Genomic DNA, 13,977 nt, shown 5'->3' on the forward strand with positions numbered 1-13,977 from the left:
ATATGTTAATGCCTAAAAGAGTTAAACGTCGTAGAGTTCATAGATGCAGATTCAAAGGCAAGGCTCAAAAAGGAAACACTGTGACTTACGGAGATTACGGTCTAGTTGCTCTTGAGCCTAGCAGAATCACAGCTAATCAGATAGAAGCTGCCAGGATAGCAATAAACAGGTATATTAAAAGAGGCGGTAAAGTGTGGATAAAAATATTCCCACACATGCCAATAACTCAAAAGCCTGCAGAAACTCGTATGGGAGCCGGAAAAGGTTCACCAGAATATTGGGTGGCAATAGTTAAGCCTGGAAGAGTTATGTTCGAGCTTTCAGGAGTAAACGAAGAAGTGGCAAGAGAAGCAATGAGACTTGCTGCCAACAAGCTGCCTGTAAAATGCAAGTTTGTTAAGAAAGAGGATTTCGAAGTAAAGGGTGGTGAAGCTAGTGAAAGCTAAAGATTTGAAAGAAATGACAACCCAAGAACTTAGTGGAAAGCTTAATGAATTAAAAGGTGAGCTATTTAACATAAGATTTCAACTAGCTACTGGACAGCTTGAAAACCCTATGAAAATAAAGTTCGTTAAGAAAGACATAGCGAGAGTACAAACTGTCATAAGGGAAAGAGAAATAAACGAAGCTAGAGCTTAATGAGAAAGGAGGCCAAAGGCACAATGGAAAGAGGAAGCAGAAAAGTCAGAATAGGTCGTGTAGTAAGCGACAAGATGGACAAGACCATAACCGTTGCTGTTGAAGAGTTCGTACGTCATCCGCTGTATGGGAAGGCAGTTAAGAGAACTAAAAAATTCAAGGCACATGACGAAGAAAATACGTGCAAAATTGGCGATAAAGTTAAAATAATGGAAACCAGACCTTTGTCTAAAGACAAGAGATGGAGACTTGTAGATATACTAGAGAAAGCTAAGTAAAGTTAAAAGGAATTGAAAGGAGGTTCTGCAAATGGTACAACAGGAAACTCGTTTAAAGGTTGCAGATAATACAGGTGCTAAAGAATTGCTTTGCATCCGTGTTCTAGGCGGCAGCGGAAGAAAGTATGCTAATATCGGAGATGTAATAGTTGCCACTGTTAAAAGCGCAACACCAGGAGGCGTTGTTAAAAAGGGCAAGGTTGTTAAAGCCGTAGTTGTAAGAACTACTCAAGGTATAAGACGTAAAGACGGCAGCTACCTAAAATTCGATGAAAATGCTGCAGTTATAATAAAGGACGATAAGACTCCTACGGGAACTCGTATATTCGGACCGGTAGCTAGAGAACTAAGAGATAAGCAGTACATGAAGATTATCTCACTAGCCCCAGAAGTTTTATAAGGAGGTGGAAGTGAATGAGACATGTTAAAAAAGGAGATACGGTTGTAGTTATAACTGGTAAAGATAAAGGCAAAAAGGGAAAGATACTTCAAGTTATGCCTGAGGCGAGCAGAGTTCTGGTTGAAGGTGTCAACATGGTTACTAAGCACAAGAAACCAACTCCTCAAGTACAGCAAGGCGGAATAATCCACCAAGAGGCTCCTATTCACATATCGAACGTAATGCTGTTTGATGCAAAAGCAGGAAAAGGAGTAAGAGTTGGATTCAAGACTCTTGATAATGGCAAAAAAGTAAGAGTATCGAGAAAATCAGGCGAACAAATATAACTTGAGAAAGGAGGCCGAGCACAGTGGCATCTAGATTAAAAGATAAATACCAAAATGAAATAATGAAAGCTCTTGTAGAGAAGTTTGAATATAAGAACATAATGCAAGTGCCAAAGCTTGAAAAAGTAGTAATAAACATGGGTATCGGCGATGCGAGAGAAAACCCTAAAGGGCTTGAAAAAGCTGTTGAGGAGCTCACTATAATAGCCGGACAAAAGCCTCTAGTAACTAAAGCTAAAAAATCGGTTGCTAACTTCAAGCTAAGAGAAGGCATGTCAATAGGTGCAAAGGTTACACTTAGAGGTGATATGATGTATCACTTTGTTGACAAGCTTGTAAACATATCTCTTCCAAGGGTAAGGGACTTCGCTGGAGTTAATCCTAACTCATTCGATGGAAGAGGCAACTATGCCCTAGGAGTAAAAGAGCAGCTTATATTCCCGGAAATCGAGTACGATAAGATAGACAAGATAAGAGGAATGGACATAATATTCGTTACTACGGCAAAGTCAGATGAGGAGTCTCGTGAACTTCTAAGGCTTATGGGCATGCCGTTTAGAAAGTAAAAAGGAGGCGATTGGTCAGATGGCTAAAAAATCAATGGTAGTTAAGCAACAGAGAGGACATAAGTATAGCAGCAGAGAGTACACAAGATGCAGCATATGCGGAAGGCCACACTCTGTGCTTAAGAAATTTGGTATATGCCGTATATGTTTTAGAGAACTGGCTTACAAGGGTCAAATACCTGGTGTAAGGAAAGCCAGCTGGTAAGAGAGCTAAATAGCGGAAGGAGGTTTACGCCACATGACAATGACAGATCCAATAGCAGATATGCTGACACGTGTGAGAAATGCTAACTCAATAAAGCGTGATACTGTTGACATACCTGCTTCAAATATAAAGAAAGAAATAGCAAGAATCCTTCTTGAGGAAGGGTTTGTAAAAGGCTATGATGTAATCGAGGACGGAAAGCAAGGAATAATAAGAATACAGCTTAAATACTCAGCGGACGGAAGCAGAGTAATGAGCGGAATAAAGAGAATATCAAAGCCAGGAATGAGAGTTTATGCTGGAAAATATGACATTCCAAAGGTGCTTAACGGACTTGGAATCTCTATAATATCTACATCAAACGGAATACTGACTGACAAGCAAGCAAGAAACGAGGGCGTTGGTGGAGAAGTTATCTGCTACGTTTGGTAATTAAGGCGTATAAGGAGGTGCAAAAATGTCAAGAATAGGTTTCAAACCAATAGATGTGCCAGCAGGCGTTGAAATAAACATCGATGAAAACAACGTTGTAACTGTCAAAGGACCTAAAGGACAATTGTCTGAAGCGATTGACAGCGCAATGAAAATAGCTATAAATGAAAACGTACTGGTAGTTGAAAGACCTACTGAAAACAAGAAGCACAAATCTCTTCACGGACTTTCAAGAACTCTTATATCAAACATGGTTGAAGGCGTTACTAAAGGATATGAGAAGAAGCTTGAAATAGTTGGCGTAGGTTACAGGGTTCAAAAGCAAGGGAAAAAACTTGTCCTAAGCCTTGGCTTCTCTCACCCAGTTGAAATGGAAGATCCAGCGGGAATAGAAACAGAAGCTCCAACTCAAACTGAGATAATAGTAAGAGGAATAAACAAGCAGCTTGTAGGCAACTATGCTGCCAAGATAAGAGACTGGAGAAGACCGGAGCCATACAAAGGCAAAGGAATCAGATACTCTGGTGAGAATGTAAGACGTAAAGAAGGTAAAACAGGTAAATAGGTGAAAGGAGGAGTTTAGGTGTTTAAAAAGGCAAGCAAAAACGAAGCTAGGCTAAAAAGACACAAAAGAGTTCGCGCAAAAGTAGCTGGAACTCCTGAAAGACCTAGACTAAGCGTATTTAGAAGTCTTAATAACATATATGTTCAAATTATAGATGACGTAGCTGGAAACACTCTAGTATCAGCTTCTTCTCTTGATAAAGAAATAAAAGACAGCGCTGAGTCAACAGGCAACAAGGCAGCTGCTAAGCTTGTTGGACAACTTGCAGCTAAGAAGGCTCTTGAAAAGGGCATATCGGAAGTTGTATTTGACCGTGGCGGATATATTTATCACGGAAGAGTTCAGGAAGTAGCAGAGGGAGCAAGAGAAGGCGGCCTCAAGTTTTAATAAGAAGGAGGGGAAAAAATGGCTCGCAACTTTATAGATGCAAGACAGCTTGACATGAAAGAAAAAGTAATCGAAATAAGACGTGTTACTAAAGTTGTTAAAGGCGGTAGAAACTTTAGATTTGCTGCTCTTGTAGTAGTAGGAGACGAAAACGGAAAAGTTGGAATGGGTACTGGAAAAGCAATGGAAGTGCCTGAAGCAATAAGAAAAGCAATAGAGGATGCAAAGAGAAACCTTATTGAAGTGCCAATAGTTGGAACTACAATCCCTCACGATGTTGTAGGTCACTTCGGCGCAGGAAAGGTTCTTATAATGCCAGCAAGAGAAGGTACAGGAGTTATATCTGGAGGACCTGTTCGTGCGGTTCTCGAACTTGCAGGACTTAAAGACGTTAGAGCAAAATCACTTGGATCGAACAACTCTAGAAACATGGTAAATGCAACCATGGATGGACTTAAGCAGCTAAAGACTGTTGAGCAGATAGCTACGCTTAGGGGCAAAAAGGTTGAAGATCTTCTAGGATAGGAGTGAAGATTATGGCTAACTTGAATATAAAATTAGTTAAGAGTGCAATAGGAACTAAACCTAATCAGAAAAAAACTATAGAAGCTCTTGGATTCAAAAAGAGAGAGCAGGTAGTTGTAAAACCTGATAACGCACAAATAAGAGGAATGATAAACGTAGTTAAGCATTTAGTTGAAGTTACAGAAGCATAAGTTAAAGTAAGGAGGTGTAACTATGAAACTACATGAACTCAAGCCGGCGGAAGGTGCAGTAAAGAGCAAGAAAAGAGTTGGTAGAGGTACTGGTTCTGGACACGGCAAGACAGCAACTCGTGGTCAGAAAGGACAAAATTCTCGTTCTGGCGGAGGCGTAAGGCCAGGATTCGAGGGAGGTCAGATGCCTCTATTCAGAAGACTTCCAAAGCGTGGATTCAACAACAGCGTGTTCGAAAAAGTATATTCAATAATTAATGTTGATAAACTAAACGGATTTGAAGACGGAACTGAAGTTACTCCAGCGCTACTTGTAGAGAGCGGAGTAATAAGAAAACTTGAAAAAGACGGAGTTAAAATACTAGGCAACGGAAAGCTTGAAAAGAACGTGAGCGTGAAAGCTAGTAAGTTCACTAAGTCTGCTGTTGAGAAAATAGAAGCGGCTGGTGGAAAAGCTGAGGTGATCTAATTGCTTTCTACCTTGAAAAATGCTTGGAAGATTCCTGATCTGAGAAAAAGACTGTTGTATACACTTATGATGATAGTGATATTCAGGATAGGTGCTTCAATACCAGTGCCTGGCATAAACATAGATTATGTAAGGCAGGTAGTTGAAAACGCCGGCATACTCTCGTTCTACGATCTGGTTGCCGGAGGAGCATTTTCAAACTTTACAATATTCGCACTCGGTGTAACACCATATATTACTGCGTCAATCATAATGCAGCTGCTTACAATAGCCCTGCCAAGCGTTGAAGAAATGGCTAAGTCGGGCGAAGAAGGCAGAAAAAAGATGGCGCAGTTCACAAGATATGGAACAATAGTGCTTGCACTCATGCAGGCGGTAGGCATAAGCGTCGGACTTTTCAGGAACGCGCTTATAAGCCCCGACTTTTTCTCTACACTAGTAGTAATATTAACGCTCACAGCGGGAACAGCCTTCCTTATGTGGCTTGGAGAAAAGGTTACTGAAAACGGAATCGGAAACGGCATGTCTTTAATAATATTCATAGGTATAATTTCTAGAGCTCCGGGTGCTATACTTAACAGCTTACAGCTTGTTAAAAGCGGAGAGCTCAATCCAATAAAACTAGTAGTATTTGCTGTACTAGCGTTGGCTATTATAGTTTCTGTAATAGCTATTCAGCAGGGACAAAGAAGAATTCCTGTCCAATACGCTAAAAGAGTCGTAGGAAGAAAGATGTATGGTGGACAAAGTACACACATACCTATCAAGGTAAACCAAGCGGGTGTTATACCGGTAATATTCGCAGTGTCTGTTCTTTATTTTCCACAAACAATAGCCTTGTTTGTGAAAGGTGGATTCCAGGAGTTCATAACCAAATGGTTCTCGCCAGCAGCGAGCCCCGGAGTTTGGATATACATTTCATTTGAAGCATTGCTTATAATATTCTTCACATATTTCTACACGGCTATAATGTTTAATCCGGTAGATGTTGCAAATAACATGAAAAACAACGGAGGATTTATTCCGGGCATAAGGCCAGGAAAGCCGACTGCGGACTTTCTGCAAGGCGTATCAAGCAGGCTTACTTTTGCAGGGGCGATATTCCTAGCACTTGTTGCGGCTCTGCCTTCGATGATGATACAGTTTGGAAACCTTCCATTTCAGTTTGGAGGAACATCGCTTCTGATAGTTGTCGGAGTTGCACTTGAGACAATGAAGCAAGTTGAGCAGCAAATGCTAATGAGACACTATCAGGGATTCTTGAAATAACAATACTGCTCGAGGGGATGCATATCCCCTTGCAGTCAAAACACTTAGGGAGATGATGGAATGAGATTGGTACTTTTAGGCCCTCCGGGTGCAGGTAAGGGTACACAAGCTTTAAGCATAGTTCAAAAATATGACATTCCTCATATTTCAACAGGCGATATATTTAGAAAGAATATAAAAGAGGGAACTGAACTTGGAAAGCAGGCGAAAGACTACATGGACAAGGGACTGTTGGTTCCAGATGAGCTTGTAGTTGAAATCGTGAAGTCAAGGCTTATGGAGGATGACTGCAAGGCCGGATTCCTGCTTGATGGATTTCCAAGGACAGTAAACCAGGCTGACGAACTGGACAAGGTTCTAGGCGGAATGAACATGAATCTCGACAAGGTAGTCAACATAGAAGTTGACAAGAGCATATTGATAGGCAGAGCCGTGGGAAGAAGAATGTGCAGAAATTGCGGAGCAGCCTTCCACATAGAGTTCAACCCTTCAAAAGAAGCTGGAAAATGCGACATTTGCGGTGGAGAGCTCTACCTGAGAGATGATGATAATGAAGAGACAGTGACAAAGAGGATAGAGGTTTATCTTGATCAGACCACTCCTCTTGTAGAATACTATACTCAAAAAGGAATACTAGTCAATATAGACGGACAGCAGTCTATAGGCAAGGTGCTTGAAGATATAGTTAAGGCTTTAGGAAGTGAAGCTTAATGATTGTAATAAAGTCGCCAAATGAAATAGAGCTTATGGCGGATGCAGGCAGGATTGTGGCCGAAGTGCATGAGCTTTTACGAGAACGCATAAAGCCTGGTATAACCACAATTGAACTCGATGAAATTGCGGAAAAACATATAAGAGGCTGCGGAGCAGAACCTTCCTTCAAAGGATACGGAGGATTTCCATCTAGCATATGCGCATCTGTGAACGAGCAGGTGGTTCATGGATTTCCAAGTACAAGAGCACTTGAAGAGGGCGATATAATAAGCCTTGATATAGGAGCTTACTACAAGGGTTATCATGGCGATGCGGCAAAGACCCATGGCGTCGGAAACATAAGTGATGAAGACAAGCGGCTTATCGAGGTCACAAGACAAAGCTTTTACGAAGGCTTGAAATTTGCAAAAGTCGGATTCAGGCTTTCGGATATGTCTCATGCAGTTCAAGCATATGTTGAGGCAAACGGATTTTCTGTTGTCAGAGATTTTGTAGGACACGGAGTGGGCGCAAATCTCCATGAAGATCCGCAAATACCCAACTATGGCCCTCCTGGAAAAGGCCCAAGGCTTCAGGAAGGTATGGTGCTTGCACTAGAACCTATGGTGAATGCAGGCAGCTATCATGTAAGAGTTTTAGGCGACGGCTGGACGGCGGTAACGGTTGATGGGAAGAAGTCATCCCATTATGAACACACTATCGCAATTACAAAGGACGAACCCAGGCTTTTAACTTGCATAAGCAGGTAAGCCAGTCAAAGAGGTGACTTTTTTGAACATGGAAAACAATGAATTCAAAGTGGGACAAGCAGTAAAATCTAAGGCCGGACGCGATAAAGGCAGCATATTCTTTGTAATTAGAGTAGTTGATGAAAACTATGTCATGGTAGCTGATGGAGACATGAGACGCATTGACAATCCTAAGCTTAAAAAAGTAAAGCATATAGTAAAGCTGAGTACTTTCTCAGACGAGCTAGCCAAAAGGTTGTCAGGCGGCGATAAGATAAATAACGCATTTTTACGAAGAGAACTCGAAAAATTAGGCCTTAGATCCTAATCCAAATGGGAGGTAAGTTGCTTAATGGCCAAAAAAGATGTAATTGAACTTGAAGGAACCGTTGTTGAGTCTTTGCCGAATGCAATGTTCAAGGTAAAGCTGGAGAACGATCATGTTGTTCTTGCACATATCTCGGGAAAACTAAGAATGAACTTTATAAGGATACTTCCGGGAGATAAAGTTACCATAGAAATGTCTCCTTACGACCTTACAAGGGGAAGGATAGTATGGCGCAAGAAGTAGTCTAAGGAGGGATAAGGATGAAAGTCAGACCATCTGTAAAGCCTATCTGTGAAAAATGTAAGATAATTAAGAGAAAAGGTAGAGTAATGGTTATCTGCGAAAATCCAAAGCATAAACAAAAACAAGGTTAGCAAATATAAATATAGCAATTTGGGTTTTAATGTATTATAATACTTAGTTGTGGCATTTATGCAGTTTATGATAAATTAAAGCCTACGCTATAAAACGGTTATTATGTAGGAGGTGTAAAACAGCATGGCGAGAATCGCTGGAGTCGATCTACCAAGAGATAAGAGAGTGGAAATCGGTCTAACTTATATATACGGTGTCGGAAGAAATACTTCAAACAAGATAATATCAGCTGCTGGAATAAATGCTGATACTCGAATCAAGGATCTTACTGAAGATGAAGTAAACACACTAAGAAGAATAATAGACGAAGATTATGTTGTTGAGGGCGATCTGAGAAGAGAAATAGCGCTTAACATCAAGAGACTTAAAGATATCAAATGTTACAGAGGAATTCGTCACATTAAGGGTCTTCCTTTGAGAGGTCAAAAGACTAAGACTAATGCAAGGACTAGAAAAGGACCTAAGAGAACTGTTTCTCGTAAAAAGAAAAAATAGTAGGTAAGGAGGGAAAACAGTAATGGCTAAGCCAAAAAAGGTTTCACGTGTAAAGAGAAGAGAGCGTAAAAACATCGAACGTGGACATGCTCACGTAAAATCTACATTCAACAACACAATAGTGTCTCTTACAGACGTAAAGGGAAATGTCATATCATGGGCGACTGCAGGACAAGTTGGATTCAAGGGATCTAGAAAGTCGACTCCTTTTGCTGCTCAAATGTGCGCAGAAGAAGCTGCAAAAGCTGCAATGATTCATGGCCTTAAGTCTATCGAAGTATTTGTTAAAGGACCAGGAGCCGGACGTGAAGCAGCGATAAGATCTCTTCAAGCGGCTGGACTTGAGATAACAATGATAAAAGACGTTACGCCAATTCCTCACAATGGATGTAGGCCACCAAAGAGAAGAAGAGTCTAGTAGAAACAGGAGGTGTAAATTAATGGCAAGATATACGGAAGCATCGTGCAGACTTTGCCGTAGAGAAGGAATGAAACTATTCCTTAAAGGCGACAGATGCTATACAGATAAATGTGCAATGAAGAGAAGCTATCCGCCGGGACAGCACGGACAAGGCAGAAAAAAATCATCTGAATATGGTATACAGCTAAGAGAGAAGCAAAAGGTTAAGAGGATATACGGAATTCTTGAGACTCAGTTCAGAAATCTTTTTGAAAAAGCTGAAAAGATGAACGGAATGGCTGGTGAAAACCTACTTAGCCTTCTTGAAAGAAGACTAGACAACGTGGTTTACAGAATGGGCCTTGCTAACTCAAGAAAAGAAGCGAGACAATTAGTTAGACACGGACACTTCACAATGAACGGACATAAGGCAAACATTCCGTCAATGGTTGTTGAAGTAGGCGATGTTATAGCTGTTAAAGAAAGGTCAAGATCGTCAGCAAAGCTTAAGTCACTTGTTGAAAACTTTACAAGAGTTGTTCCAAACTGGCTGGAAGTTAACGTAGAAGCAATGTCAGGAAAAGTTGTTTCTCTTCCAACTAGAGAAGATATAGACCTGGAAATAGCAGAACATCTAATTGTAGAGCTATACTCTAAGTAATAAAGTGGCGATATGGCTACCCTCGAAGCATTTAAACCTAATAAGGAGGGGCATTAGATGATTGAAATAGAAAAACCCAAAGTGGAAATTGTCGAGCTCAGCCAGGATGGAAAGTACGGCACGTTCGTAGTAGAACCTTTGGAAAGAGGTTATGGAATCACAATAGGCAATGCCCTAAGAAGAATACTGCTTTCTTCACTTCCTGGAGTTGCAGTAACATCTGCAAAGATAGACGGAGTTCTTCATGAATTTTCGACTATACCCGGAGTAAAAGAGGATGTAACAGAAATGATACTTTCCCTAAAGGAGCTTTCGGCTAAGATTGACGGTGACGGACCAAGGACGCTCATAATCGACGCTGAAGGAGAAGGAGTTATAACTGCGGGCGACATAATATGTCCTCCGGATGTTGAGATACTCAACTCCGACTTGCATATAGCGACTATGGAAAAAGGCTCTAAACTCTACATGGAAATCAATGTGGACAAGGGAAGAGGCTATGTATCTGCAGAAAACAACAAAACAAGCAGCATGCCAATAGGTGTAATACCTATAGATTCAATATACACACCTGTTGAAAAGGTAAGCTATAAGGTTGAAAATACAAGAGTCGGTCAGATAACTGACTATGACAAGCTCATACTCGAGGTATGGACTAATGGCAGCATAAACCCTCAGGAAGGGATTTCGCTGGCGGCAAAAATTCTTGTGGAGCACCTCAATCTGTTCATAGACCTTACTCAGCATGTGGGTAATGTTGAAATAATGGTGGAAAAAGAAGAGGACAAGAAAGAAAAGGTTCTTGAGATGACAATAGAGGAGCTTGATCTTTCAGTAAGATCGTACAACTGCCTCAAGAGGGCTGGAATCAATACTGTGGAAGAGCTCACATCAAAGACAGAAGAAGATATGATGAAGGTTAGAAACTTAGGAAAGAAATCGCTTGAAGAGGTTGATAGAAAGCTTTTAGAGCTTGGCCTGGGTCTCAAACCGAGTGAAGATTAGGCGAAGGAGGTATAGTCATGGCTAAAGAGCGTAAGCTAGGTCGTGTTACAGCTCATAGAAATCTCATGCTTAGAAACCTTGTTACGGACCTTCTAAGAAGTGGAAGAATACAGACTACAGAGACAAGAGCAAAGGAAGTTCGTAGAGTGGCTGAGAAGATGATTACTCTTGGCAAAAGGGGAGACCTTCATGCTAAGCGTCAAGCACTTGCATATGTGCTAGACAGAGCGGTTGTTACAAAGCTTTTCGACGAAATAGCAAAGAATTACACTGAAAGAAACGGTGGATATACAAGAATAATGAAAGTTGGTCCAAGAAGAGGCGATGCAGCTGAAATGGCCATCATAGAGCTAGTATAACATCCAGGGAATTAGGCGCATGCTTAATTCCCATTTTTGTAATGCATGAAGAAATTCATACATTACAAAAGTGGGAATTTTTATATGAAGGTATATTTTAAAATGCCTTTTATTTTTATATAATGGAAATTGAACGTTACTAATGAGCTTATAATACTACACTGGAGAGAATACACATGGAAAATATAATAAGCGTTGAAGGCGTTGAGTTTGAATATGCAAAAGAGGATGGAACGCTAAAGGCTCTTGATGGCATAGACATGGGCATAAGCAGCGGCGAATTCATAGCTGTAATCGGGCATAACGGTTCCGGCAAGTCAACACTCGCAAAGCATCTTAACGCAATACTCAAGCCGACTAGAGGAACTGTAACAGTCAAGGGCATGGATACAAGAGACGACTCGAGGCTTTGGGATATAAGACAGGCTGCGGGTATGGTATTCCAGAATCCTGACAATCAGATAGTGGCCACTGTAGTCGAGGAGGATGTAGCCTTTGGACCTGAGAACCTGGGAATAGAGTCCGGCGAGATCAGAAGGCGTGTCAAGGAAGCTCTTGAAGCTGTCGACATGTACGAATTTAGAGAAAAAGGGCCACATCTGCTCTCGGGAGGACAAAAACAAAGGGTGGCAATAGCTGGAGTAATTGCTATGAAGCCGGACTGCATAATATTTGACGAGTCAACCGCAATGCTCGATCCTTCCGGCAGAATAGAGGTAATGAGCACAATAAGGAAACTCAACAAGCAGGAAGGGATTACTATAATACACATAACTCACTTCATGGAGGAGGCGGTAGACGCCGACCGGGTCATAGTTATGGAGGAAGGACGCATAGTGATGCAAGGAAGGCCGCGCGAGATATTCGTACAGGTAGAGAAGTTAAAGGGCCTGGGGCTTGACGTTCCGTTCATGACGGAGCTTGCGTACGAGCTGGGCAAGGCCGGAATAAAAATTGACAGTGACATACTTACTGTAGATGAGATGGTGAACAGCTTATGTCTATAATAGTTAAGGATTTAGTCCACATATACAACCCCAAAAGCCCTTTTGAAAGCAGGGCCCTCGACGGGGTTAACCTCGAGATCGAAAAGGGAGAGTTCATAGGCCTTATAGGCCACACTGGCTCAGGTAAATCAACGCTCATACAGCATCTGAACGGTCTTTTGAAGCCATCTTCAGGCAGCATAGAGATAAACGGCCTTGACATAACTGCTCAGGGAGTGAACCTTACGAATGTAAGAAAAAAGGTAGGATTAGTATTCCAGTATCCCGAATACCAGCTATTCGAGGAGACTGTGCAAAAGGATATAGCATTCGGCCCTGCAAATTTGGGAATATCGGAAGAGGAAATAGGAGAGCGTGTAAAGGAAGCAATGGAGATTGTGGGCCTTGATTATGAAGAGTTAAAGGACAGATCGCCTTTTGAGCTCTCGGGAGGGCAAAGAAGAAGGGTTGCCATAGCAGGAGTAATCGCTATGAAGCCGGAAGTGCTTATACTCGATGAGCCCACTGCAGGACTCGACCCTAGGGGGAGAGACGAAATATTCTCGCAGATAAAGGCTCTTCACAAAAAATACGCTACGACAATAATAGTAGTGTCGCACAGCATGGAGGACATGGCCAAGCTTGTGGACAGAATAATAGTGATGAACAGAGGTAATGTGGAAATATCGGGAACTCCGCGAGATGTGTTCAAGTATGAGGATAGACTCAAGGAAATTGGACTAGGAGTCCCGTCTGTGCTTGAGCTTGTCAACAGACTAAGAGAACGGGGCTTTGACATAAGGCCTGACATAATAACATTGCAGGAGGCAAGGGACGAGATAGTAAAATACATGAAGGAGCGCGGCAAGCTATGATTAAAGACATCACAATAGGACAATACTACCCTTGTGAATCATTGCTTCACAGGCTTGATCCAAGGGTTAAGATAATAAGCACGTTTGCATTCATGGCATCACTTTTTGTAATAGACTCGTTCATTCCCTATATTGCAGTGTTTGTTTTCTTGGGACTTGCCATAGGGCTCTCGAAAATCCCTCCCGGATATATACTCAAAGGGCTAAAGCCGCTGCTTCCGCTGCTGTTGCTTACGCTCGTAATAAACGTATTTTTGACTCCCGGCAGAATTATTTGGGAGGCGGGAATATTCAAAATCAGCGAGGAGGGAACAAGGCAGGGATTATTCATGGTCATAAGGCTAATGCTGCTAATAGTGGGAACATCCCTGCTTACGCTTGCGACATCGCCCATACAGCTTACTGACGGCATTGAAATACTCCTGAATCCGTTCAAGAAAATCGGGGTACCTGCGCACGAGCTTGCGATGATGATGACAATAGCCTTAAGATTCATACCGACACTGCTCGATGAGACAGACAAGATAATGAAAGCACAGATGGCAAGAGGGGCTGACTTTGAAGGCAAGAATCTTGTAAGCAGGGCAAAAAACATGATACCGCTGCTTGTGCCGCTGTTCATAAGCGCATTTCGAAGGGCAGACGAGCTTGCAATGGCAATGGAGGCAAGGTGCTATAGGGGCGGAGAAAACAGGACAAGGATGAAGCAGCTTGTGATGGAAAAGCGCGACTATGTGGCATACGCGTTTATGGGCGTATATATTGCGTTCATAGTGGCGTCCAGATGGATATGGTAGGC

General features: G+C 41.9%; 27 protein-coding genes. All 27 read left to right on the forward strand.

Annotated features, from left to right (window positions below; genetic code table 11):
• The first annotated feature begins 2 nt into the window (after positions 1 to 2).
• The 27 genes from rplP (at position 3) to EAL2_RS00910 (ending at position 13,975) form a co-directional block, all read left to right on the forward strand.
• On the forward strand, positions 3 to 446 hold the full coding sequence (gene rplP, locus EAL2_RS00780; RefSeq protein WP_025434541.1) for a 50S ribosomal protein L16: 444 nt from the start codon (positions 3 to 5) through the stop codon (positions 444 to 446).
• On the forward strand, positions 436 to 639 hold the full coding sequence (gene rpmC / locus EAL2_RS00785) for a 50S ribosomal protein L29 (RefSeq protein WP_025434542.1): 204 nt from the start codon (positions 436 to 438) through the stop codon (positions 637 to 639). Before rplP ends, rpmC begins: the two co-directional genes overlap by 11 nt.
• Positions 640 to 662: 23 nt before the next feature.
• Positions 663 to 917, forward strand: coding sequence for a 30S ribosomal protein S17 (rpsQ, locus tag EAL2_RS00790; RefSeq protein ID WP_025434543.1), 255 nt, complete (start codon positions 663 to 665; stop codon positions 915 to 917).
• 31 nt (positions 918 to 948) lie between these two features.
• Complete coding sequence (gene rplN / locus EAL2_RS00795; RefSeq protein ID WP_025434544.1) at positions 949 to 1,317, forward strand: 50S ribosomal protein L14; 369 nt, start codon at positions 949 to 951, stop codon at positions 1,315 to 1,317.
• Positions 1,318 to 1,331: 14 nt separating this feature from the next.
• The gene (rplX, locus tag EAL2_RS00800; protein WP_025434545.1) at positions 1,332 to 1,643 is read left to right on the forward strand and encodes a 50S ribosomal protein L24; all 312 of its coding nucleotides are present in this window, start codon (positions 1,332 to 1,334) and stop codon (positions 1,641 to 1,643) included.
• Positions 1,644 to 1,666: 23 nt separating this feature from the next.
• A complete protein-coding gene (gene rplE, locus EAL2_RS00805) occupies positions 1,667 to 2,209 on the forward strand; it encodes a 50S ribosomal protein L5 (RefSeq protein WP_025434546.1) in 543 nt (180 codons plus the stop codon).
• Between the two features lie 19 nt (positions 2,210 to 2,228).
• Positions 2,229 to 2,414 (forward strand): type Z 30S ribosomal protein S14, encoded by a 186-nt coding sequence (locus EAL2_RS00810; protein WP_025434547.1) that lies wholly within the window; start codon positions 2,229 to 2,231, stop codon positions 2,412 to 2,414.
• A 33-nt stretch (positions 2,415 to 2,447) separates the two neighbouring features.
• Positions 2,448 to 2,846 (forward strand): 30S ribosomal protein S8, encoded by a 399-nt coding sequence (gene rpsH / locus EAL2_RS00815; RefSeq protein ID WP_025434548.1) that lies wholly within the window; start codon positions 2,448 to 2,450, stop codon positions 2,844 to 2,846.
• Positions 2,847 to 2,871: 25 nt separating this feature from the next.
• Positions 2,872 to 3,411 (forward strand): 50S ribosomal protein L6, encoded by a 540-nt coding sequence (rplF, locus tag EAL2_RS00820; protein ID WP_025434549.1) that lies wholly within the window; start codon positions 2,872 to 2,874, stop codon positions 3,409 to 3,411.
• Between the two features lie 18 nt (positions 3,412 to 3,429).
• Entirely contained in the window at positions 3,430 to 3,798 is a 369-nt protein-coding gene (gene rplR / locus EAL2_RS00825; RefSeq protein ID WP_025434550.1) for a 50S ribosomal protein L18, read from the forward strand.
• A gap of 18 nt (positions 3,799 to 3,816) precedes the next feature.
• A complete protein-coding gene (rpsE, locus tag EAL2_RS00830) occupies positions 3,817 to 4,323 on the forward strand; it encodes a 30S ribosomal protein S5 (protein ID WP_025434551.1) in 507 nt (168 codons plus the stop codon).
• 11 nt (positions 4,324 to 4,334) lie between these two features.
• Positions 4,335 to 4,514 (forward strand): 50S ribosomal protein L30, encoded by a 180-nt coding sequence (gene rpmD, locus EAL2_RS00835; protein ID WP_025434552.1) that lies wholly within the window; start codon positions 4,335 to 4,337, stop codon positions 4,512 to 4,514.
• A gap of 22 nt (positions 4,515 to 4,536) precedes the next feature.
• A complete protein-coding gene (rplO, locus tag EAL2_RS00840; protein WP_025434553.1) occupies positions 4,537 to 4,983 on the forward strand; it encodes a 50S ribosomal protein L15 in 447 nt (148 codons plus the stop codon).
• Positions 4,984 to 6,252, forward strand: a complete 1,269-nt coding sequence (gene secY, locus EAL2_RS00845; RefSeq protein WP_025434554.1) for a preprotein translocase subunit SecY — start codon at positions 4,984 to 4,986, stop codon at positions 6,250 to 6,252.
• A 60-nt stretch (positions 6,253 to 6,312) separates the two neighbouring features.
• Positions 6,313 to 6,963 carry an adenylate kinase gene (locus tag EAL2_RS00850; protein WP_025434555.1) on the forward strand — a complete coding sequence of 217 codons (651 nt, stop codon included), beginning with the start codon at positions 6,313 to 6,315 and terminating at the stop codon, positions 6,961 to 6,963.
• Positions 6,963 to 7,715 (forward strand): type I methionyl aminopeptidase, encoded by a 753-nt coding sequence (map, locus tag EAL2_RS00855; RefSeq protein ID WP_025434556.1) that lies wholly within the window; start codon positions 6,963 to 6,965, stop codon positions 7,713 to 7,715. Before EAL2_RS00850 ends, map begins: the two co-directional genes overlap by 1 nt.
• A 28-nt stretch (positions 7,716 to 7,743) precedes the next feature.
• Positions 7,744 to 8,022, forward strand: a complete 279-nt coding sequence (locus EAL2_RS00860) for a KOW domain-containing RNA-binding protein (RefSeq protein WP_025434557.1) — start codon at positions 7,744 to 7,746, stop codon at positions 8,020 to 8,022.
• Positions 8,023 to 8,046: 24 nt separating this feature from the next.
• Positions 8,047 to 8,265: a translation initiation factor IF-1 gene (gene infA, locus EAL2_RS00865; RefSeq protein WP_025434558.1), complete on the forward strand. Its 219-nt coding sequence runs from the start codon at positions 8,047 to 8,049 to the stop codon at positions 8,263 to 8,265.
• Positions 8,266 to 8,282: 17 nt separating this feature from the next.
• A complete protein-coding gene (gene rpmJ / locus EAL2_RS00870) occupies positions 8,283 to 8,396 on the forward strand; it encodes a 50S ribosomal protein L36 (protein WP_025434559.1) in 114 nt (37 codons plus the stop codon).
• A 124-nt stretch (positions 8,397 to 8,520) separates the two neighbouring features.
• Positions 8,521 to 8,892: a 30S ribosomal protein S13 gene (gene rpsM / locus EAL2_RS00875; protein ID WP_025434560.1), complete on the forward strand. Its 372-nt coding sequence runs from the start codon at positions 8,521 to 8,523 to the stop codon at positions 8,890 to 8,892.
• 22 nt (positions 8,893 to 8,914) lie between these two features.
• Entirely contained in the window at positions 8,915 to 9,310 is a 396-nt protein-coding gene (gene rpsK / locus EAL2_RS00880; RefSeq protein WP_025434561.1) for a 30S ribosomal protein S11, read from the forward strand.
• 22 nt (positions 9,311 to 9,332) lie between these two features.
• Positions 9,333 to 9,953: a 30S ribosomal protein S4 gene (rpsD, locus tag EAL2_RS00885; protein ID WP_025434562.1), complete on the forward strand. Its 621-nt coding sequence runs from the start codon at positions 9,333 to 9,335 to the stop codon at positions 9,951 to 9,953.
• Positions 9,954 to 10,010: 57 nt separating this feature from the next.
• Positions 10,011 to 10,958, forward strand: a complete 948-nt coding sequence (locus EAL2_RS00890) for a DNA-directed RNA polymerase subunit alpha (protein ID WP_025434563.1) — start codon at positions 10,011 to 10,013, stop codon at positions 10,956 to 10,958.
• Between the two features lie 17 nt (positions 10,959 to 10,975).
• Positions 10,976 to 11,317 carry a 50S ribosomal protein L17 gene (rplQ, locus tag EAL2_RS00895; protein ID WP_025434564.1) on the forward strand — a complete coding sequence of 114 codons (342 nt, stop codon included), beginning with the start codon at positions 10,976 to 10,978 and terminating at the stop codon, positions 11,315 to 11,317.
• A gap of 176 nt (positions 11,318 to 11,493) precedes the next feature.
• Positions 11,494 to 12,324, forward strand: coding sequence for an energy-coupling factor transporter ATPase (locus EAL2_RS00900; RefSeq protein ID WP_025434565.1), 831 nt, complete (start codon positions 11,494 to 11,496; stop codon positions 12,322 to 12,324).
• Positions 12,315 to 13,178 carry an energy-coupling factor transporter ATPase gene (locus EAL2_RS00905; RefSeq protein ID WP_025434566.1) on the forward strand — a complete coding sequence of 288 codons (864 nt, stop codon included), beginning with the start codon at positions 12,315 to 12,317 and terminating at the stop codon, positions 13,176 to 13,178. The genes EAL2_RS00900 and EAL2_RS00905 overlap by 10 nt, the downstream gene beginning before the upstream one ends.
• Positions 13,175 to 13,975, forward strand: coding sequence for an energy-coupling factor transporter transmembrane component T family protein (locus EAL2_RS00910; RefSeq protein ID WP_025434567.1), 801 nt, complete (start codon positions 13,175 to 13,177; stop codon positions 13,973 to 13,975). Before EAL2_RS00905 ends, EAL2_RS00910 begins: the two co-directional genes overlap by 4 nt.
• Positions 13,976 to 13,977 lie beyond the last annotated feature (2 nt).

Origin of the sequence: Peptoclostridium acidaminophilum DSM 3953, from assembly GCF_000597865.1 — a bacterium.
GTDB classification, from domain to species: domain Bacteria; phylum Bacillota; class Clostridia; order Peptostreptococcales; family Peptostreptococcaceae; genus Peptoclostridium_A; species Peptoclostridium_A acidaminophilum.